The organism is Amycolatopsis sp. DG1A-15b, from assembly GCF_030285645.1.
In the GTDB taxonomy this organism is placed as follows: Bacteria; Actinomycetota; Actinomycetes; order Mycobacteriales; family Pseudonocardiaceae; genus Amycolatopsis.
The window spans coordinates 4,842,557-4,862,516 of sequence record NZ_CP127296.1 but is presented as its reverse complement, the minus strand read 5'-3'; the positions used below and the strand labels follow the sequence as shown (position 1 = coordinate 4,862,516).

Annotated in this window: 12 protein-coding genes; 10 read left to right on the top strand and 2 right to left on the bottom strand. The window is 69.0% G+C overall.

Translation table 11 applies throughout. The features are described from left to right. Positions 1-6: 6 nt before the first annotated feature. The 9 genes from QRY02_RS22050 to QRY02_RS22010 all read left to right on the top strand — a co-directional run bounded on the left by QRY02_RS22050 (position 7) and on the right by QRY02_RS22010 (position 15,540). Positions 7-2,463 carry a vWA domain-containing protein gene (locus QRY02_RS22050; protein WP_285993413.1) on the top strand — a complete coding sequence of 819 codons (2,457 nt, stop codon included), beginning with the start codon at positions 7-9 and terminating at the stop codon, positions 2,461-2,463. Positions 2,464-2,635: 172 nt separating this feature from the next. After that, entirely contained in the window at positions 2,636-3,610 is a 975-nt protein-coding gene (locus QRY02_RS22045; RefSeq protein WP_285993412.1) for a DUF4407 domain-containing protein, read from the top strand. Further along, complete coding sequence (locus QRY02_RS22040; RefSeq protein WP_285993411.1) at positions 3,607-4,677, top strand: hypothetical protein; 1,071 nt, start codon at positions 3,607-3,609, stop codon at positions 4,675-4,677. The genes QRY02_RS22045 and QRY02_RS22040 overlap by 4 nt, the downstream gene beginning before the upstream one ends. An 82-nt stretch (positions 4,678-4,759) precedes the next feature. After that, entirely contained in the window at positions 4,760-7,900 is a 3,141-nt protein-coding gene (locus tag QRY02_RS22035; RefSeq protein WP_285993410.1) for a tubulin-like doman-containing protein, read from the top strand. Positions 7,901-7,909: 9 nt separating this feature from the next. Continuing rightward, positions 7,910-10,102, top strand: a complete 2,193-nt coding sequence (locus tag QRY02_RS22030; protein WP_285993409.1) for a hypothetical protein — start codon at positions 7,910-7,912, stop codon at positions 10,100-10,102. Further along, positions 10,103-11,098, top strand: a complete 996-nt coding sequence (locus QRY02_RS22025; RefSeq protein ID WP_285993408.1) for a serine/threonine-protein kinase — start codon at positions 10,103-10,105, stop codon at positions 11,096-11,098. Then, entirely contained in the window at positions 11,095-12,177 is a 1,083-nt protein-coding gene (locus tag QRY02_RS22020; protein ID WP_285993407.1) for a TRAFAC clade GTPase domain-containing protein, read from the top strand. Before QRY02_RS22025 ends, QRY02_RS22020 begins: the two co-directional genes overlap by 4 nt. A gap of 152 nt (positions 12,178-12,329) precedes the next feature. After that, positions 12,330-14,090 carry a hypothetical protein gene (locus QRY02_RS22015; protein ID WP_285993406.1) on the top strand — a complete coding sequence of 587 codons (1,761 nt, stop codon included), beginning with the start codon at positions 12,330-12,332 and terminating at the stop codon, positions 14,088-14,090. A 568-nt stretch (positions 14,091-14,658) separates the two neighbouring features. After that, the gene (locus QRY02_RS22010; RefSeq protein WP_285993405.1) at positions 14,659-15,540 is read left to right on the top strand and encodes an AurF N-oxygenase family protein; all 882 of its coding nucleotides are present in this window, start codon (positions 14,659-14,661) and stop codon (positions 15,538-15,540) included. Positions 15,541-15,639: 99 nt separating this feature from the next. On the opposite strand, the gene QRY02_RS22005 is transcribed toward QRY02_RS22010, so the two are convergent. Together QRY02_RS22005 and QRY02_RS22000 are read right to left on the bottom strand one after the other, a co-directional pair. After that, positions 15,640-16,512: a class I SAM-dependent methyltransferase gene (locus QRY02_RS22005; RefSeq protein WP_285993404.1), complete on the bottom strand. Its 873-nt coding sequence runs from the start codon at positions 16,510-16,512 to the stop codon at positions 15,640-15,642. 6 nt (positions 16,513-16,518) lie between these two features. After that, positions 16,519-19,419 (bottom strand): AfsR/SARP family transcriptional regulator, encoded by a 2,901-nt coding sequence (locus QRY02_RS22000; protein ID WP_285993403.1) that lies wholly within the window; start codon positions 19,417-19,419, stop codon positions 16,519-16,521. Between the two features lie 246 nt (positions 19,420-19,665). Here QRY02_RS22000 and QRY02_RS21995 point away from each other — a divergent pair, with 246 nt between their 5' ends. Next, positions 19,666-19,944: a hypothetical protein gene (locus QRY02_RS21995; protein WP_285993402.1), complete on the top strand. Its 279-nt coding sequence runs from the start codon at positions 19,666-19,668 to the stop codon at positions 19,942-19,944. Positions 19,945-19,960: the final 16 nt, after the last annotated feature.

Here is a 19,960-nt window from a genome sequence, read left to right as displayed (position 1 = left end):
AGCGGAATGAGCGATCCGATCTTCCGGGGAGGCGGGAGCCTGCGGCGCGCGATATCGATCTTCGGCGTGATCGGCGTGCTGCTCGCGCTTCAATTGCCGCCGGCCGGGAACGCGTCCGCCCAGGAGCCGCCGCCCAAACTCCCGCCGCTCCAGGTCGTGGTGCTCGTGGACGAGTCCGGAAGCCTGAGCGAGGCCGACGTCGTGCAGGAGAAGGAAGCCGCCCGAACGATCGTCTTCAGTGCGCTGGCACCGGGTTCGGTGGTTTCCATCGTCGGCTTCGGCAGTTCCGACGGACCGGGCCAGAGCGCGGTGCAGGTTGCCTGCCCGCCGGCTCCGCTCGACAACGCGCAGAGCCGTGATTCGCTCGCCAAGTGCGTGGGGGACCTTCATCGCCGGACACCGCAGGAGGGCGACGGGACCGACCACGTGGCCGCACTGCAGCAGGCGCTCGCCTTCGTCGGTGCCGCGCAGCCCGAGAAAAAAGTGGTCTTCCTCCTGACGGACGGGAAGCTCGACGTCTCCAACAGTCCATCGTGGGGTGACACCCCGGCACGCCGCAACGGCGCGGCGACGGCGAAGGTCGGCGGGGTGCTGACCGACCTCGACCGCGCGGGGGCCCAGGTGTGGCCGCTCGGGTTCGGCGCGGTCAACGACGCCTTGCGCGGTTTCGCGAAGGGCCGGAGCTGCACGCCTGCCGCCGTCGACCCGCACGAGCAGATCGCCCGCTCACCCGAGGAGCTGGCGTCGGCAGTGCAGGAGGCGTTCAGCTCGGCGAGCTGCGTCAAGTACGGTCCGCGCCAGACCGGCAACGTGCCGAAGGGCGGTTCGACCGAACTCACCGTCGACATCCCCGCCGTCGCCAGCTACGCCTCGATCCTCGTCTACAAAAGGGATCCCCGGGTGCAGGTCGAGTACCTCGCACCGGGCGCGAGCAAACCGGCGCCCGCCGTCGGCGGCTCGGACTTCGAGTTCGCCGGGCAGACCACCGAGACGGAGTCGCTGCGCATCAGCGACCCGGAGCCCGGGAAGTGGACCATCCGGCTTTCGTCGGCGGATGTTCCCGCCCAGGACGTGGCCGCCACGGTCGCCTACCAGGCCGCCGTCAAGGCCTATCTGACCGTCAGCCCGCCGCAGCCGGCCCCCGGTCAGACGGTCGACGTCGACATGCAGGTCTGGGCCCGCGGCCGTGCGGTCGTCGACACGTCGACCTTGCAGTCGCTGACGTTCACCCTGACGCTGACCGGAAGTCCGGGCTTCCCCGCGCAGCCGGTCACGCTGGCCGACCCCGACCACGACGGCACCTTCGGCGGGCAGGTCAAGGTACCCGCGGACGCGTCGGGCGATCTGACTTTTTCCGGCCAGGTCACCGGCATCGGCATCGGGGGGGACACCCGGGTGCTCTCGACCAAGGTCCAGAACGGTGTCGCGGCCGTCCAAGGGCAGATCCTGTTCGACAGCAACCGGGCCGCGGTGACTCCCGGCGGAACGATTTCGGGCACCGTGTCCGTGACGAACAACTCCGGCCGGCCTGCTCCGCTGCGGCTGGAGATCGCCGCTCCCTCGCCCGGCACGACCCTGACCGTGGATCCCGCGGTGGTGCAGGCGCTGCCCGGCGTCACCAAGGTGCCGTTCACCCTCCGGTTCGGTGAGGGCACGGCCCGGGGTACGAATGCCGCGACGCTGCGGCTGGTCAAGGAGTCGGGTCCGCCGGATCTGATCGCCGAGCGCTTGTTCACCACCGACGTCGCCCCTGAGCCGGGGATCTGGGAAAAGCTGTTCTGGCTTTGGGCGGGGCTCGCGGTGCTGGTGGCCGTGGCCGTGGTGTTCGCGGTGGTCAAGATCCGGGCGCGCCGGGAAAAGGTGAGCGTCCGCGGGCTGAAGGCGCAGCTGGTGTGGAACGGTTCCGTCAGCTTCGAGCTGGAGCCGCCGAACCCGCGGCTCAAGTCCTTCGTCTTCGTCGTGCACGACGCGTTCACCGGACCGCAGCTGCAACCGGCGAACGCGGGTGATCCGGGTGCCTACCAGGTTCGGCGGGCCGGGTCGCAGCTCAGCCTCACCCCGCCGGGGCAGCAGCCGATGGTCCTGGCACCGGGGTCACGCCACGACCTCGGCCGCGACCGGGCACTCGTCGTCCTCGACGAGCGGGGTGCCGGTGATGGCCTGCTGGACGGCGACCCGGTAACCCCCGTCTCGTACAGCCCGTTCGACGGCCCGGCCGGCAGCGACTCGCCGAGCACGTATACCGACCCGTTCACGGACGCCCCTGCGCCGTGGCGGGCGGATGCCGGGTTCGACTCCCCGCGCGCCGACCCGGACCCGGGCGACCCGTTCACCGACGATCCCTTCGGCCGCGCTCCCGAAGAGAACGCTTCTCCGGCCAATGGTTCCTCCGGTGGGCCGAGCCGAGGCTCGGTGCCGTTCGACGCCGGTGCCTACGCCGATCCCAACAACCCCTTCAGCTGACCGGAACAGATGCCGCCATGGAAGACCGGTTACCGCTTCGGCGAGGAGGTGTGGCCTGATGCTCGGTTTCACAAGACCTGTTTTCGCCGGTCACGCCGGCTTGCCGAACGGCGCCGGCCGCCGGCCTGAGAACAGTGACGCCCGGCGAAAGCGGCTTCGCCGGTGGGCACTGGTGTTCGCGATCGGCGTGTCGGTCGTCTCGGTGTGGCCGATCTTCTTCGGGGCCCGGGTGCCGGGAATCTGGCTGGCCGTTTTGTTCGTGGCCTTGTTCGTGGTGCTCGCGCCGGCGAATCTCTTTGCCGTTGCGCTGATGGGCAAACGCGTGCCGACGTCGTACCCGCCCCTCTTCCGCATCGCGCTGACCGTTTTCCTCGGCCTGTTGGTGGCCGGCACCGGCACGCTCTGGGTGTTCAGCGGCCTGATCGGCGCCGTCCAGACGACGGGTGAGTTCCCGGACGTCGAGGCCGCGGCGCAGCGCCTGGCGGAAGAGAAGGCGACGTATCTCGAGATCCTCGCCCGGCCACGGCCGGTCGTGGCCGAGGACCGGGAAGTGATCCGGCTCGGGCGTGAGCTCGACGCCAAGGCAGAAGAACGGAAAGAAGCCAGGAACCAGGTGCTCTGCGAGCAGGACGGCAAGTGCGGGACGGGTGTCCGCGGCGAGGGACCGGAATACCGCTCGAAACTCGAGCACCAGAAGACGGTCGAAGGTGAGTACTCCGCTCTCTCCTCGCAACTCGACCTCGCGAAGGCCACGGCGGAAAGCCGGCTCCGGGATTTCGACGGCGACCAGCGGGATGCGCGGACGCGGATCGACGAACTCGACCGTCAGCCGGAGCCTCCGGCACCGGACCCGGGGAAAGGGCGGGATCGGCTGGCCGCCTTCAACACGGTCGCCGAACGCGATTCCCTTCAGGTGGCGGGAACCTTCCTGGCCCTGCTCGCCCTCTTCGGGGTGGTTGACCACTGGCTCCTGTTCGTGGTGGTGCGCAGTGTTTGCCGCCGTGACGACGGACGGCCGCTGATCGACGAAGATCTGATCGCCAAGCGGCGCGCGCGGGCTGAGGACTCCCGCAGCGCGGTGCCGTATCGCGAGTACGCGGCCGGACAGCCCGGCCGCCCGCTCGCCGAAGGCGACGGTGAACGGTGACGAAACCCGATGAGGGCGGCAAACTCCGTGAGCTGAGCCTCGTGGACGCCGAGGAGGCTGTGAACAAGCTCGACAGGCGGATTCGCGAGAACTGGAACACCACCAGGAACCGGCGCGTGCGAGGGGCCTGCGAGGACGCGAACCTGGTGGCGGAGTTCGTCGCCGGCTACCTCGCGGTGGAGGAGGAGAACGACTTCGTCGGCGTGGAGCTGCGGCACAAGGACTACTTCGTCGAGGTGTTCGAGGTGATCCACGAGACGGTCGGGAAGTTCGACGGTTGTCTCTCCGCCATCGAGCAAGCCGCACCCGAGCACGAGCAAGAGCTGCTCGACACGCTGGCCGACCTGGCCACCACGTTGCGACAGTGGCTCGGAGAGGCCGTCGACGCGTTCGTCGCCGTGATCAAGGATCTGACGGCGCGCGGAAAGGTCTTTCCCGGGGACCGGGCGGAAGCGCTCCGGCTGGCCGGGGAGATCCGCGGCAAGCTGGAGACCCGGCAGCTCATTCACGAGGCATCCCGGGCGCTGAACGAGACGTTGCGCGTCCGCGACGAGGTGAAGGTCGCCGCGGGCGCGGTGGGAGCCGGTCACGCCGGGGCCTTCTACGAAGAGCACGCCAACCGGGAGTACCGCACCGCGAACCGGCTGAGAGCGGTGGTGGCCTGCCTGCTGACCGCGATGACGGTGGGTGTGCTGGCTTTCGTCTCCCGGTTGGAACCTCTGACGCTCGGCTCGGAACTCGTGCGGCTGTCGGCGACCATCCCCATCGCCCTGCTGGCGGGCTACCTCGGGCGCGAGGCCTCCGGGCACCGCGCTTCCGCGAACTGGGCGAAGGAACTGGCGATCGCCCTGCGGACCTTGCCCGCCTACTCCGAACCTCTCGGCAGCGGCGGCACCGAACTGCGTCGCGCCCTGGGCATCCGGGTGCTGGCCGCGGAGTCCGGCCGGTCGCGGCCTGACGGAAGCGGTCTCTACGACGATTTCGCGCACGCGGTGACAGCCCTGGGCAAGGCCGGGGAAATCGTGCAAAGCGCTCGCGACCTCACCGAAAGGCAGACGAAACCATGAGATCCCGTTCCGTGCCGCGATCCGCCGCCACGCCGACCCTTCGGGCCGCCCGCAGGCCCGTGACCGTGAGGACGATGCCGCGATGAAGATCTATCAGCCGATGTTGTTCGTCGGGCTCGGCGGGACCGGGTGCAAGGTCGGTGCCGAACTGGAGAAGCGGCTCCGGGAGGAGCTGTGCGGTCCGGACGGCACCCGTCTCCTCGGGGCCATGCAGAACCCGAACTTCCTGCCCTACCAGCTGCCTTCGTGCCTGCAGTTCGTCTACGCGGACCTCAGTTCGAACGAGCTGCAGCGGGTGCGGCGCGAGGTGGTGCCGGGTCGCGAGCACGACGAGGCCGCGCAGAAGACCATGCACCTGATCACCGATCTGGTGCCCGCGCGGCTGGGGAACTCGGCCGAGGTCGCCCAGAGCCTCCGGATCAACTCCGACGAGGAAACCGTCGCCTGGCTGCCGTCCAAGGAGAGCGATCCCCGGATCGGGCCGTTGGTGCGCGGGGCCGGGCAGCTGCCGACCGTCGGGCGGGGAGTGCTCTTCGAGACGATCCGGCTCAACCCGGACACCGCGCTGCTCGGGATCAGCCGGGCGATCACCGCGATCAACGAATCCGCCGGTGACCTGCTGACCGTGAGCGGCAAGCGGACGAACCGGGTCGACCCGGTGATCGTCTTCGTGGTGTTCTCCGTGGCCGGCGGCACCGGCAGCGGGATCTTCTACGACTACCTGCACCTGATCGGCGACCTCATGCAGCGGGGCAACAAGCAGGCCGAGATCTACCCGCTGGTGCTGATGCCCTCGGCGTTCGACGACGGCCAGGGCGGCGGCCGGCCGGCCGACCTCAACGCGGGCTCGTCGCTCGTCGACCTCTTCCGGCTGATCGACGACCAGAACGCGCACGGCTCGGCCGACCAGCTGGACGCGAGTGGCACCCAGGGCGTGATCTCCGTCCGCTACCCGAGGCTGGAGCAGGTGCAGCTGAAGCCGAACACCATCCAGACGGCGTTCCTGTTCGGCCGCCCGGTCGGCGGGGTGCGGCGGGACGACCTCAACCGGTCGATGGTCTCCTTGATGACCTCGCTGATCGGAGCCGGTCCCGCCGAACAGGGCGATGACGACGACGACAACGGCAGCCAGGCTCACCCGTCCTTCGCGGACGGCTTCATCAACAGCAAGGTCGACCGGCACGCCACCGCGGAAACCGGGGTCGGCAGGCGTGGGGTGACCACCAGCGCGGTCGCCGCGCTCACCACGCCGCTGCTGGAGCTGACCGAGGCGGTCAGCTCCCACCTGCTGGCCAACGCCGTCACCGAGCTGCTCGTCCCGCCGGGCGCTGCGGAGACCAACAAGGCGCACATCCGACAGTTCATCTCCGCGTCCGGACTCGACAAGGTGCTCGAAGCGACGCCGAGCAGAATCCCGCCGCAGGGCAGCCCGGTCGGCTACGGGCCGGTGCTCGCGGCGCTCACCGAACGCGCGAACGCGATGAGCACGAACATCGAGCGGGACCAGAACGGGCTCGCGGCACCGGTCGCGACGCTGGCACAGCACTTCGACCCGGCGGCGGCTGCCGACGTGCTGCTGCGCGACGTCGACCTGTTCCGGTTGCAACGCGCCGTGTTCGGCCACCGGGACCTCACCGACCCGCTCGACCGGAGCGGGTTCCGGTCCCTGCTCGAAGGATGGCGCTCACCCCCGGCCACGCCCCCGGGCATGAGCGCCGCGGCTCCGCCGCCGGCGCAGAACCTGCCGCGCAAGCTCATGCAGCGGCTGCGGATCACCGACGAGCCGGCGCAGGCCGTGACCCGGCAGCAGAACGCCTGGTACGCCTGGCAGACCCGGCGGATCTGGAACGCCGCGTGGAACGACAGCCACCGGATCTGGACCCGTCCGTGGCAGGCGTTCGTCGAGGAGTTCACCGCGGTCCACGAACGGTTCGTCACCTACGCCCGCAACGAACCGCAGTCCTTCGACCACCGGTCGAAGGACCTGTACAAGTCCCGTGTCGGCGTCGCGTACCTGCTGCCGCCGGAGGACCACGGGCTCGACGGCTTCTACGAGACGGTCCTGGCCCGGCTGAAGGAGGAGTACACCCAGCACCTCGGGCCCAACGCGCACGAGGGCGACGTGCTCAACCTCTTGCTCGGCCAGGACGGCTGGGCCACCGCGTACGGCAAGGGACGCCAGGACCCGGAAGCCGCTGTCGCGTACGTCCGCCAGCGGATCAAGGAGGCGGTGACCGAACAGGTGCGGCCGAGCGATCGGACGCGTCCCGCGCTGGTTCCCCGGATGGAGGACCTGCTCGCCAACGTCGTGCGGCGGCGGGACAACACCGTCGTCGAGGCCGACCTCACCCGGTTCCGGCAGAAGCTGGCCGAGCTGGTGCCCGGCGGATTCGCTCCCGACGGCCGCGCCCCGCTCAAGGCGTTGTTCACCTATCCGGCGGCCCAGGAGGACAAGGACATCGAACGGTTCCTGCGTCGCGAGGTCTCCCTGCCGATCGACCTCGTGGGCGAGCCGGAGTTCCGCGCCGTGCAGGCCGACGCGATCGTCGTGGTGCTGAACCGCAGCTCGATGGGGGTCACCGAAGTCCCCGAACTGCGCCGGGTCGTCAAGCTGTGGGCCGAGGCCCAGCGTCGCCCGCAGCCCCAGGACAGCCTCCCCTGGCGACGGCGGCTCAGCCAGGAAGCGGGATACCTGCTCATCGACCAGGAGGACCGCTGGCACGTGCTGCACCGCCTGCTCTGCGCGGCCTGGGAGGGCAAGGTCATCGTCGAGGGCGACCTCGCCAGCCCGACGTCCATCACGGTGGCGATCGGCAGCCGGGAGTCGGTGTCGATGAAGCTGCGGCTGACGGCGCTGGGTGCGTTGTCGTCGTGGGCCAGCGTGCTCCAGGCCTACGAGAACTGGATCCTCACCGACGACGACCCGACCCGGCGCAGCCTCGCCGCCCGGCTCATGTCGTTGGTTCCCGCCGACGCCGACCTGTCTCCCGCGCCGCCGGCGGCGGAGTTCAGGGTGCTGGTCGACCTCGCCGAATCGGAGCTGCTGAAGGTCAAGCAGGCGGAGCAGAACCGGGTGCTGGGGCGGGACCCGCAGCTCGCCGTCATCGGGCAGTTCTGGTCGCAGTCCCTGCCCAAGGCGTTGCAGTACCACGTCGGGAACACCGCCAAGAGCCTGCTCGACCTGCGTGAACAGGTGGATGTCGCGCACGGGCTGGGTGGGTGAGGACGCGGTATGAACACGTCGAAGATCGTTCTGCTGGACCTGCGCGAGTCCCCGGGCGACCAGCTCGCCGAGATCGCGGGCGGAGTGGTGGTGCTCGACGACGCCGGATCGCTGCTCAAGCACGCCGACGTCTACATGGCACTGGCGAGCGACGACATGGTGACCGGCATCGTCTGCGTGGCGGTCGGTGAATCCACGACGGACGCGCCGTCGGACGGCGCGGTGCTCGCGGTGCCACAGGTACTGCAATACGCCACTGTCCTGTGGGTCGGGGATCCGCGCGGGGTGGCCTGGGCGCCGAAGCAGTCGGCTCCGCGTCCGGTGGACGGGGAGCAGGACGCTCTCGACGGCCTGATCGCGGCGTTGCGGGTGCCCGCGGTGTTCGACCGGGTCGTCGCGCTGGCCGGCGACCTGTCCGGCTCCGCGACCTGTCCGGGCGTCCAGCTGGTTTCAGCCGCTGTCGGGGCGGCGGAACTGGCCGAGACCAGGGCTGCGGTCGTGCGGTCGCTCTGCCTGGCGGACCAGCCGTCGTCGCCCACCCTGGCCACGGCGGTACGCCAGGTGGACGCGGTCCACGATCCGGAAGGCGCGGTGCTGGCAGGGCCGCTCGCAGCCGCTCGCAACGAAGCGCTCAAGCGACTGGACCAGCTCGGTGAGCTGGTCCGGCTGCTGGCGACATGGCGCGCGGTATTCGGTGCGTCGCGGCCCACCGCGCGGCTCGGGGACGAGGTCGTCAGGGCGGGCCAGGCCGCCGAGAAGTACCGCTTGTACCTCGTCGAACTGCTGAACCGGATGGACGGGCACCTGGAGGTGGGCCGCCCCGGCATCGAAAGCGTCGTCGAGCTGGGGGTGCAGCGACCCCGCGAGGCCAGGGGCGCGGAAATCGCGGCCGAGCTGAAGCACCTCGTCGAAACCCGGCTCGAAGAAGGGACCCCGCCCGCCGTCCTTGCGCAGGAGCTGCGGCTCGCGGCCACGGCAAGCGGCCCGCAGGGCTGTGCGGCGGCGCTCGACCACGTCCGCAAGCGAGGTTCCCTGGGGCTGGCCATGCCCTCGTTCCGCACGTGGCCGCTCAGCCTCCTGATGTTGCCGGCGGTGTTCTTCAGCTGTGCGGTACTGGCACTGCTGCTCGGCCCGGGAACGTCCGGTTGGCTGGGGGCCGGGCTGTTCGCGGCCGGCTGGTTCGGAGCCGGGTGGCTCTTGCTGAGCCGTCGTCCGGGACAAACGGCCGAGCTGGGGTTCGGTGACGCGTTCCTTCCGTCGTTGGTCTACGCGGGCGCGGGCGTTCTCGGTGTGGCCGCTGGGGCAGTGGCCGTGGGGGCCTGGCCGGAACTGTCTTCCCTTTCCCCGTTGACCGCCCGGATCCTCAGCCTGGTCGTGGTGCTGGCCGCTGCGGCCGGGGTCGCGCTCAGCTGGCGCTCGGCAGCCCGGCGATGGGCGGCGGAGCTGCCGGTGACCCAGTTGCGCCACACACTGGTGGAGCTGACCCGGCTGGCCGAGGAGGCCACCACCCGGGAGTGGCAGCCGGTGCGACGCCGGCGGGCCGTCGCGACGGCAGCGTCGGAGGTCGCTGCCGGGCTCGAGGAGATCGTCGGGAAACTGGCGGAAGCGGACGACCGGTTGTTCGCCGCTCCGCCACCCGGGTCCCCGGATCCCTCGCCACAGCTCGCCCGCCCCGCCCCGCCGGAGCTGTACGACGTCGTGCGCGGCGATCTGCTCGACCTGTGCCGCACCGCGCTCGCCCCGGTCTGGGCCTCGGCGGAAGGCACCCGCGTCCCCTCGGCCGGGGTGTTCGCCCAGCGCGTGGACCGGTTGCTGGACCAGTACGACGCGCACGTGAGCGGGCACGGCCTGATGACCGCCCCGGATTTCGGTCTCGACCCGGGCCCGCGGACCGCGCTGACCGCGCGGATCTGGTCGGAGTCGCCGGAGTCGCTGACCGCGCTGCGCGGCGGCGTCGACGCTGAGATGACCCAGCTGTGCCGCAGCGGCCAGCTCCGCTACCTGAGCACTGCGGCGAAACCGGGCCTGATCCGGTTCGCTCCCGCGCAGTTGCGCCGCGTCCTCGACGAAGACGGCACGTACCAGCGGCTCGCCGCGGACCGCGGGATCACCTGGACCGGCGGCGGTGACCTGGTCGGTGCGGTTCGGCTGCTGCCGCTGCGGGCGGAATCGGTGCGGCAAGTGCTGGGCGGGGTGTCCTGAATGGCCGAACGCATCGAATCCGTGCTGTGCCGTGACGTCCACGGCCGGCTGCGCGAGATCCGCCTCACCGACCACGGCGCGTTCGTCACGCCCGGCTCGGCTCTCCAGCAGCGCCTGGTGGTGGCGCACGACCAGCGGCTCGTCCGCAAGTTCGTCCCCCGGGCGGCCGGTGCTCGCGATCCCCGTCTCTACGAACTGCTGGACAACGAGGTCCGCGCCGGAACCCGGCTCGGGCAGGTCTATTCCGGCTCGTACCCGGCGGAGCTGGCCCGCTTGGTCGCCTACAACATGGACGTCGAGGAGCCGTTCGTGTTGTTGCGCGCCTACCCCGGACTGCCCGCGGCGGACCAGGTCAAGGGCTTCGACGACGCGGAGCGACGGGAGTTCCAGATCGGCTTGCTGCGCGCGCTCCAGCTCACGGCCGCGGCCGGTGTGGTGCACGGCGCGATCGGCTTGACCACGGTGCGCTGGGCGGACAACCGGTTGCAGCTGGTCGACTTCGAGTCGGCCGAGCGGGTCGGCGAGCCCAGGCGGGCCGGAGGTGGCTCCCGGGGCCGCTCACCCGAACAGGCCGCGGGGCTGGGCGAGGTCGACGCCCGGGACGACCTGTGGGCCGCCGGGCTGCTCATCCGTGCGGCCTACCCGGGAACGTCGGCCAACGGCTCGGCGCCGGACCGCAGTCACGACCCGGAGCGGCTGCGGGCGCTGCTCGACGGTGTCTTCGACCACCCGCTGGAACAGCGGCCCACCCCAGCGGACCTGCTGCTGCAGCTCCGGGCCGACCAGCGGGTCCCACCGCCGGGCGACCCGGAGGCCGGACTGATCGAGGGACGGCGGCTGTTCGAGCAGATCTGCGTCGACAAACGTGGTCCGGCCACATCCCCGCCCGCCCGCGGAACGGACCCGGACGGGCGGGTGAAGCGGAAGCTTCCCTTTCTGGCGACGGTGGCCGTGATAGCCGTCGTGCTGATCATCGGAATGGTGGTACTGGTATGAGCGAATCCGCTGCGCGGCTCGTGCGCTGCCCGATCTGCGCCGACGAATACCCGTGGCCGGACGAGCCGAGGCTTTCGCTGTTCGACGAGGAAAAAGACGAGTACCAGCTGGTGGACGTCTCGTCGCTCACCGCCGGGAAGCAGGCGGACCTGGCGCGCCGGGGCTATCGGGAGTGCCCGAACCCGTCGGGCGACACCGTGCGGCACTACCTGCCCGCTACCTACGCCGACTACCTCGATCCGCTGGTGATCGGGCTGGTCGGGGCCGGCCGATCGGGGAAGACGCACCTGCTGACCGCGATGATCCGGCAGGTCCACCTCGGCGGGCTCCGGGCTCACCGGATCACCGCGGCGGCGCTGGACTTCCGGCGGCACGCCGCTTTCCGTGGCAAGTACATCGAGCCGTTCGAACGGGGCGAGGCACTGGCCGGTACCGATGCGGGAGTGATCGAGGCCGCGGACATCCTGCTGCTGCGCGGCCCGGGCGGCGAGCGCCCGGTGACGTTCTTCGACGTATCGGGGGAGGACCTGCAGAGCACGGCGGCCCTCAACCGCTCCACCCGGTTCCTGGTCGGGGTCGACGCGGTGATCTTCGTCCACGCGCCGGACGATCCGCTGGAGACGAAGCAGGCCGCCGCGCCCAGTGAGAACCGGTCGTTCGGTCTGGCCGTCGAGCGGTTGCAGGGGAGGGCGGCAGCCGGCCGGCTGCCGGTGACGATCGCGGTGACCAAGTCGGACCGGCTGCGGTACGTCGCGCCCGCCGACCGGTGGTTGCGCCGCGGCGACGAGAAGGCAGTCGACGCCACCCGCATCCGGGCGGAGAGCCGGGATGCGTTCGGCTACCTGCACCAGGCCGGAGCGGGAGCGTCGCTGCGTCCGTTCGAAGCGTTCGAACGGTGCACGCTGCACTTCGTCTCCGCCAGCGGCGGCGACGCCATCCCGGTCTCAGGACAAGCCCCGGCCGGGCGGTACTTCGCCCGCGGGGTCCGCCCCATCCGCGTCCTGGAGCCGCTCGTCTCGATTCTCGCGATGACCGGCATGATCACCGGCCCCGAGGCCGCGAAGGTGGGTATGCCGTGACCGGTCCTGAACTCCACGAACAGGTGCAGCAGGCCTTTTTCGGCTGGTCCTACGAACAAAGGGCCTTGACTCTGCGTGCGCACTCCTTCTCGCGGAAGGGGGACGCGCAGAGCTACCACCGGAGACTGGAACCGCACATCCGGCTTCAACCGGTGTCAGGCCAGCCCCTTCCCGCGACGGCGTTGTCGTATTTCGAGTACGACGACGGGACCGCGGCCCTGCTGCGCCGGGTCGTCGACGGGAACTCGGTCGGGCGCAACAACTCGCACGCGCTGATCGGCCCGGCAGACCTGCTCAGCGTGGAAGTGGCGCTGGCCCTCGGCGATTCCCCGGCGTGGCGGTCCCGGGTGTGGCGGGACGAAGTGCCGGACGGGCATCCGCTGCCGTCGCTGTCCGCGGAAGTGTGCACGATGGACAGCGCCGCGGCCGGCCGGCGAGCCGAGACGTCGCCCGGGCTCGAGCGTGACCTGGTCACCGTGCTCACCCGGCTGCTGGACGCCCCCGACCGGGCGTTGAGCATCATCGGGTGCCGGGACCGTGATCGGCTGTCCATGGTGCGCGCGCTCCGTTCTGCGGCGGACTTTTACTTGCGAGAGCAGCTCGGGGTGTGCCGGCAGTGGTCCTTCTCGACTTATGAGAGCCGCCACGAGGCTTCGGTCGTCGGGTTGCCGGAGATCGTCTTCCTGCCGGCGAAGCCGCCGAGCGTCGGGGACGTCCAGCGGACCACCGTCGACCTGGGGAAGGAACCCGCGGGTAGCCAGAACAGGGTGCTGGCCGTCCAGCTGATCGATGATTGGCTCGCCGATGTCCCGTACGCCGAGACGCGACAGAGCGCGCGTGTCACGCCTCTTCCGGTGCCGTCCGGTTCGGAGCCCCCCGATTTCGCCCGGCCCGATCCCGGGCGGCATGGTTCGCCGTCGTACGGCGACAGTCCGGTGATCCCGGCCCTGCGGACCCCGGCGCCCGAGCCCGCGGATCCGCGGCACCAGCACGAGTACCGAAGATCGGACAAGCGACCGGTTCCGGCCGGCCACCACCCGGCCGCGGCCCTGCTCCGGGCCACGTCGGTGACGGACTTCGACACCGAGTTGCTTCGTCTCGAGAAGGGAGGCCACTACCGCGAAGAGCTACGAGAGGCGTTCGCCGTCGACGTCGTGGACGCGGTCGCGAACTTCGCCGAAATCACTGCCGGGCACGACATCCTCTCGCGCTTGCTGAAGATCCTCTACGGCCCGAAGCTCCAAGACCTCCGGGAGCCGGGTGCGCTGAAGCACGCCACCCGGCTGATCGAGAACGGCCGGTCCGACCAGCTGGCGATGCTGCTGGGTGGATCCGCCGTGCACAAGGACGGTGAAGCGGTTCGCCAAGCCGCGTTCACCCGCTGGGCGACGGCGGGAAACCCGGGCAGACCGACGTTGACCCATCGCGCGGTACGGGCGCTGCGGCTGGCACGCCACGGGCGTTATCTGCCTGCGTTCGTCGCCGTGGCGGTGATCGCGTCACTGGGAGTCGCCTTCTTGCTGGGTTTCCTGGCCGGGCAGCCCGAGACGGCCCAGGCGGCCTCCACGGCCCCGCAGCCAGCACTGTCGACCGAAGCCGTCCCGGCTGTCCCCAGCGCCGCCCTGCCCGCCGCCGGTACGGTGACCGCCGCCCCGGACGCCGACCGCCAGGTGTTCGGTTTCGTGAAGGTCGGGCAGGCGTACTACCCGCAGGCCGCCTGCTCGAGCTCGCGCAGCGGCGTCTGGTCGTGCGAGTGGCGCGCGGCGCCCACCCCGCGTCCGGGCGAGCAGGTCGAGCTGATCGCGGTGGTGGTGCCCCGCACGCAGGTGACGACGCTGACGACCGCGGCCGCGGCCAACACGAAGGTGCCGCGCGGGGAAGGCTGGGGAGCCGACTTGCCGCGCGCATCCTGACTGTCGAAAGGGGACCGCGGCGTGCATCGGCTCGGCAGAGCTGTACTGCAACACAAGCCGGAACACGACCGCCCGTACCAGTGCCACCTCGGCCCCGGTGTGTGCGTTGGATCCGCGTGCCCCGGTCGGGTGTGATGGCCAAGCGGTCGTCGGTCAGCTCCTTTGCCGCAGTCTCCGCGGCACGCAGCCGGTCGAAGGCTTCGTCGAATCGTTGCCGTAGCTCAGTGGGATCGTTTCGTCGAGTTGGATGCCGTCGCGTGCCAAAGTGGCCGACAGCAGGATCGCCCGGCCTCAGCAGGCGGCTCTGCCGGCCGATCCGAGGCATCGGGCAGGCTAGGTGTCGCCGATGGGACTGCTCTCAAACTGCGACGTCGGCGGTGTTTCCGCCGCCAGCGCAACCTGAAGAGCAGCCATCGGCCCGCCGAGAGGGGCGGGTATCGGTACCAGAAGGGGGGAAGATTGACCTCCGTCCGCGGGGACGAATCCGTCTCACATTGACATCTTGACTTCACGCTGGGCAGGCTTGAGCGGAGCGCAGAAAAGCACCTAGGCTGAACAAGGAGTTCAGGTGAACCAAGAGCGGGTCGCCCGGCGGTTGCTGAGGTCGTCGGCCGATCGATCGTATGACCCGCAGGTGGATGTCGACTGGTGCGCGCCGCACGAGGAGGACAAGCTGTACTTCCCGACGCATCGGTTGCCTCTGTACGGCACCTCGCTGTGGGAGTCGCTCTCACGAGGGCAACGAATCGAGCTGGCGCGACAGGAAGCGGTCACGTTGTCGTCGGTGGTCATCCATGCCGAGCTCAGTCTCATGCGGTCCCTGCTCCGCGCGGTACAGGAGGGCGCTCCGGCTTCGGATCCTGCCCTGTACGCGCTGGCCGAAGTCGCTGACGAATGTCGGCATTCGACCATGTTCGCCAGAGCGATAACGTGGCTCGGCGGTTCGGTCGTACCGCAGTCGAGGCTCGTCACCAAGCTGGTGAACATTGTGTCGGCGGTCATCCCGCAAGGTCCGTTCTTCTGGGCCAGCGCACTATTCTTCGAGGAGCCGGTGGATCGCCTGCAGCGCGAGGCGATGAGCGACGAGAGCATTCAGCCATTGCTCCGGATGGTCTATCGGATTCACGTATTGGAAGAGAGCCGGCACGTGACGTACGCTCGCGAGGCGGCGCTGCGGACGATGGCGGAAGCCGGACCGCTCTCACGCCGGTTGAACCGAATCGGCGTGGCATTGCTAGCGTGGTCGCTGGGGCGCACGCTGCTCCGGCCGGCGACCTACCGGCGAGCCGGGCTGAGTTCGCGAGCTGCCTATCGTGCGGCACTCGCCAATCCGCATTACCACGAGTCCTTGCGCTGGATGTCCGAACGGCTGGTGGCCTTCTGCGCGGACGCCGGTTTCATCGAGGGCTGGCTGACCTCAGCCATCTGGCGACGATCTCACCTGCTCTGAGCAAGACCCACCCAACGTGACCATATCGGTTCCGCCGGCTTCGTTCACGATCTGGCGCGTGCCGTTCTCTGTGTCACGCCTGGCGTGAGGCCTTGACGGCTACTGGCCGGGTACCTGGGCATGGACGAAGCCGCCGAAGAACCAGATCGGTCCTTGCACCGACCCGTCGGAACGTGTCAGGTATCGACGTTGTGCTGCGGCGCTTTCCAGGTCTTCGACCAGTTGCAGCCCGTGTGCGGCGAGCAGCTCTTCGACGCCGCCCCGCCGGATGCCCCACCGCCATGGCTCGCCGCGCGCGGCGACCTGCCGGAGGACTGCCTGAGCCTCGGGGATGACGGCCGTGCCGTCCAGGATTTCCTGCCAGCAGTAGTCGAAGACAAGAGAGCTGCCGGGCGCCAGTCGCGCGAACCAGCGCAACGTTGCTTCGACGCCTTCCGCCCGCAAGTACGGCGTCACGCCCGACCACAGCACGACGGTCCTGACGGCCGGATCGAAACCGGCCTTCTGCAGAACTCCGGTCAGATCGCCTTCCTCGAGATCCACGGCCAGATACCGGACACCGTACCCGGGCAGGGCGCGGACGCGCTCCTGCTTGCGCACGGACATGTGCGGCTGATCCACCTCGAAGACCGACGCAGTGCCAATCTCCTTCTGCATGCGATGGGCACGGCTGTCGAAGCCGGCACCGAGGAGGACAACCTGAGTCGCGCCGGCCGCTGTCGAGGCGGACAACACGTCATCCATGTATTTCGTCCGAATCACTTCGTACCACATTCCGGCGGCCCACTTCTTCCGGATTGCCCGGGCGATCAGCAAGCGCAGGCCCGGAACCTTGATCAAGGCACGCAGAGGTGGCCACCACGGTAGGATCCGGGACGCGAGCAGGTCAGGATTGCGCAGCTCTCGCTCCGGCTGAAGGGCCCCCGCCGCCCGTAGCAGCGTGACTGATTCCGCGGTCGATGCTGTGGGCATCGCAGTTCACCTCACATGGCTGTGGTGGGCATCCAGACGGTCTCGTACTCGATCACTTTCCGGGACGCCCAGCTGGTCGTAGAGTTCCAACGCCTGCTGCCAGTGAACGATTGCCGAACGTGCATCACCGGCCTCCAAGCGGGCATCGCCCACCCCTTCGTGTGCGCGTGCCTCTTCGTAGCGGTTTCCGGTCTCTTTCGCGAGGTGAAGTGCTTCCTCGTACCTTTGACAGGACTTTTCAGGTTCACCAACGCGCCGGTGGATCTCGCCGAGCGTTCGAAGCGCTCGGTTTTCGATGTTTCGGTTCCTGATCCGGCGCGCCAACTCCAGCGCTCGCACGCAATGCTCGAGAGCCTTGCGGTGCTGGTTCATGTCAGAACAAATTTCGCCCAGAGCGCGGAGTGCGTAGCCCTCGATTGTGTCGTTTCCCGCTCTGCGGGCAACCGACACGGCTTCCTCGTAGCTGGTGATGGCGTCCTCATGCCTGCCTAGATTGAAGTATATCTCGCCGAGGCCCCGCAACGCATATCCCTCGAGGTCCTGATCGCCAGTTTCCCGACCGGCGGCGAGTGTGCGCTGGAGGACTTCTCTGGCTTCGTCGTTTGACCCCAATCTCGTGTGAACCAGACCCAGTGCGTGCAGTGCGCGGCCTTCGAGACTGCGGTCGCCCCTGTCAGCCGCGATACGAACGGCGGCTCGACAGTCGGTGAGCGCCCGCTGATAGTGACCGAGGAACCAGTTGATGTATCCGCGGCTGGCCAGTGCGTCTGCCTCGAAGAGGGCGTTGCCGAGGGCCGACGCCGCGACGAGCGCGTTCGTGTGCACGGCCAAAGCCTCGTCGTGGTTGCCGCAAATGTGAAAGTATCGCCACACCGTAGACGAAAGCAGGGATGCGTGGGTCGGCCAGCCGTGCGAGACGGTGAATTCCGACATCGTGACCAGATTCGAACATTCGGCGTTGAGCCAACCGAGGGCCCGGTCGTAGTTCGACACGTTCGCAGTCACCGCTGCGCGCTCGGAGAACCTCGGACGGTGTGGCCAGTCTGTCGGCGCGACCGAGTCCATCGCCTTCGACGCCGTGGAAAGGTAGAAGTCGAACAATCGAGTGAGGGCCGCGCGGCGGTCCGCTTCACTGTCGACGCTAGCCGACAGCTTGGCCGCGTGCGCCCGGATCAGATCGTGGAAGCGGTACCGGCTAGGTGTTTGCTGCTGGAGGAGGTGCGCGTCGACAAGGTTCTCGAGCTTCCTCTCCGCCTTCTCCGGCGTGCATTCGATCAGCGCGGCCGCCGCGTGCGGCTCGATGTCGGCGCCGGGAGCCAGCGCGGCCAAGCGAAAGGCCAGCTTCTCGTCGCCGGGAAGTTGTTCGTAAGACAGGGAGAAGGCGGTCGCGACGCTGAGGTCGTCGGTTTCGAGTTCTTCGAGCCGCCGGTGGTCGTCGCGCAGGCGCGCCGCCAGGTAAGAAGTGGCCCACGCTGTCCGATGGCGTAGACGCGCTCCGGCGATCTGGATCGCCAAGGGAAGGAATCCGCACAGTCGCAGCACCTCCTCGGTGGCGTCGGGCTCGGTGAACGGCCGGTCGTCGCCGACGACTTTCTCGAACAGATCCCGCGCGTCGGCGAGGGGCATGACATCGAGCGAGATGAGGTTGGCGTCGAGGTTGGTGAGCCGCTGCCTGCTGGTGACCAAGGCCATGCTGTGCGGGGACCCGGGGAGCAGGGGCGTGATCTGCGTGGTATCGGACGCATTGTCGAGTACCACCAGGACGCGTCGACGGGCCAGCTGCGCCCGCCAGAGCGCTGACCGGTCTTCGACCTCCGTCGGGATCACCTCGGTGCCCAGTCCGAGCGCCCGCAACAACTTCTCCAGTGCCGTTGACGGCGACATGGGAGCCCCGCCGGGCGTGTGCGCATTGAGATCCACGAACAGCTGAGCGTCCGGGAACTTGCCGGATAGGCGGTGTGCCGCGTGTACGGCGAGCGTAGTCTTGCCGACGCCGGCCATCCCGTCGATCGCAGAGATCACCGTGATCGTGCCCGCCGGAGTCGTCGAGGCCGACAGGAGTCGTTCGACCGCGAGCTGTCGCCCGGTGAAGTAGCTGATGTCGCGCGGTAGGTCGTTGCGTGGCGTCCAGCGCTCCGGCGCAGGGAGCAAGGCCGCGTCGGTGACATACTCGCGCAAGCGCTTCAGGTCGGTTCCCGGCTCGATGCCGAGTTGTTCGCCGAGGGCACTTTCGATGCGCTGGTAGGCGACCAGTGCCTGGGCACGTGAACCCGATCGGTGCCACGCCAGCATCAACAGACCGGCGAGCCGTTCGCGAAGGGGGTGTTCTTCCGCCCACCGCGTCAGCTCGTCGGTAAGCTGCCGATGCCGGCCGAGTTCCAGTTCGAGCTCTACGCACTCTTCGTAGGCAGCCAGCCGTTGTTCGTGCAGCCCGGTGATTTGCGGAATCAGGCCCGGACAGTCAAGGCCGACCAAGACGGCGCCTCGCCAGAGGCTCAGTGCGGCACGGAATTCGTTGACAGCTTCCGTGTTGCCCGACGTTTTCCGCAATTCTCGGGCTCGGTCGAGTCGATCCGTGAAGTCGATCATGTCCAGTCGTACGGCTGCGGCCAAGGAATATCCGGCCGCTGTCGACTCGATTACGTGCGCGTTCCCGGCCAAGGCGCTCCGAAGGTTCGACACAGCGTTGCGGATCTGCTTCTCGGCGCTGGCAGGAGGTTCGGCCTCCCAGACTACGTCGATGAGGGTCTCGATGGGGACGACGTGGCCATGGGCCAACAGGAGAGCGGCGAGGACTTTCTGCTGCTTCGGTCCGCCGAGTTTCAGACGCCGGTCACCATCTGTTACCTCAAGAGGTCCCAGTACGCCGAATCTCACACCGCCCCCTCCTTCGACGAACTCGATCATGGCAACGATAGCAAGATTCGAGGACGTGCCGAGGATAGAACAAGGACCGCCTGGGGCAGCATCGTCCGGGGCCGGTCGCATCGCTGTGGGGTGACTGTCAGTCGAGCCGGCAGAAGGGGGACTCGCGAGGTGCCTGAACGTGAAGGTTGACCTGCCGAATGGTCGGATGGTGATCCGCGCTCTGGAAGAGCCGGGATGTAACACGAAAGCCCTGATCAGGACAGAGGCAACCATAGCAATCCGGAGGTGCGCCAGGCGCTGGGCGGCACGCCGGGAGTCGTCCGGCCGGAGTGCTTGCCGACGAGGAACTCGCCACGGCCGGACGGCGAAGACGCTTGGCAGGTCGCGCAGTTCGCCGCCACGAACGCGGCCCTGGCGCCGACGTCGGCTGCCGGCCCGGTATGGGGATTCGCCGACGGGCCATTCCAGAACTTCGCGACGCAGTTCCGCCGCGACCGGCCCGCCGAGGACTCTCTCGCGAACGTGGCTCTACAGCGTGCAGAACGATTGCGAATCTTTGTGTAGGAATTGTCGATGGAGG

Bases quoted from the DNA above. Each gene is read 5' to 3' on its own strand.
- QRY02_RS22000 (WP_285993403.1), bottom strand. From the start codon at position 19,419: ATGATCGAGTTCGTCGAAGGAGGGGGCGGTGTGAGATTCGGCGTACTG.
- QRY02_RS22005 (WP_285993404.1), bottom strand. From the start codon at position 16,512: ATGCCCACAGCATCGACCGCGGAATCAGTCACGCTGCTACGGGCGGCG.
- QRY02_RS22035 (WP_285993410.1), top strand. From the start codon at position 4,760: ATGAAGATCTATCAGCCGATGTTGTTCGTCGGGCTCGGCGGGACCGGG.
- QRY02_RS22050 (WP_285993413.1), top strand. From the start codon at position 7: ATGAGCGATCCGATCTTCCGGGGAGGCGGGAGCCTGCGGCGCGCGATA.
- QRY02_RS22030 (WP_285993409.1), top strand. From the start codon at position 7,910: ATGAACACGTCGAAGATCGTTCTGCTGGACCTGCGCGAGTCCCCGGGC.
- QRY02_RS22025 (WP_285993408.1), top strand. From the start codon at position 10,103: ATGGCCGAACGCATCGAATCCGTGCTGTGCCGTGACGTCCACGGCCGG.
- QRY02_RS22020 (WP_285993407.1), top strand. From the start codon at position 11,095: ATGAGCGAATCCGCTGCGCGGCTCGTGCGCTGCCCGATCTGCGCCGAC.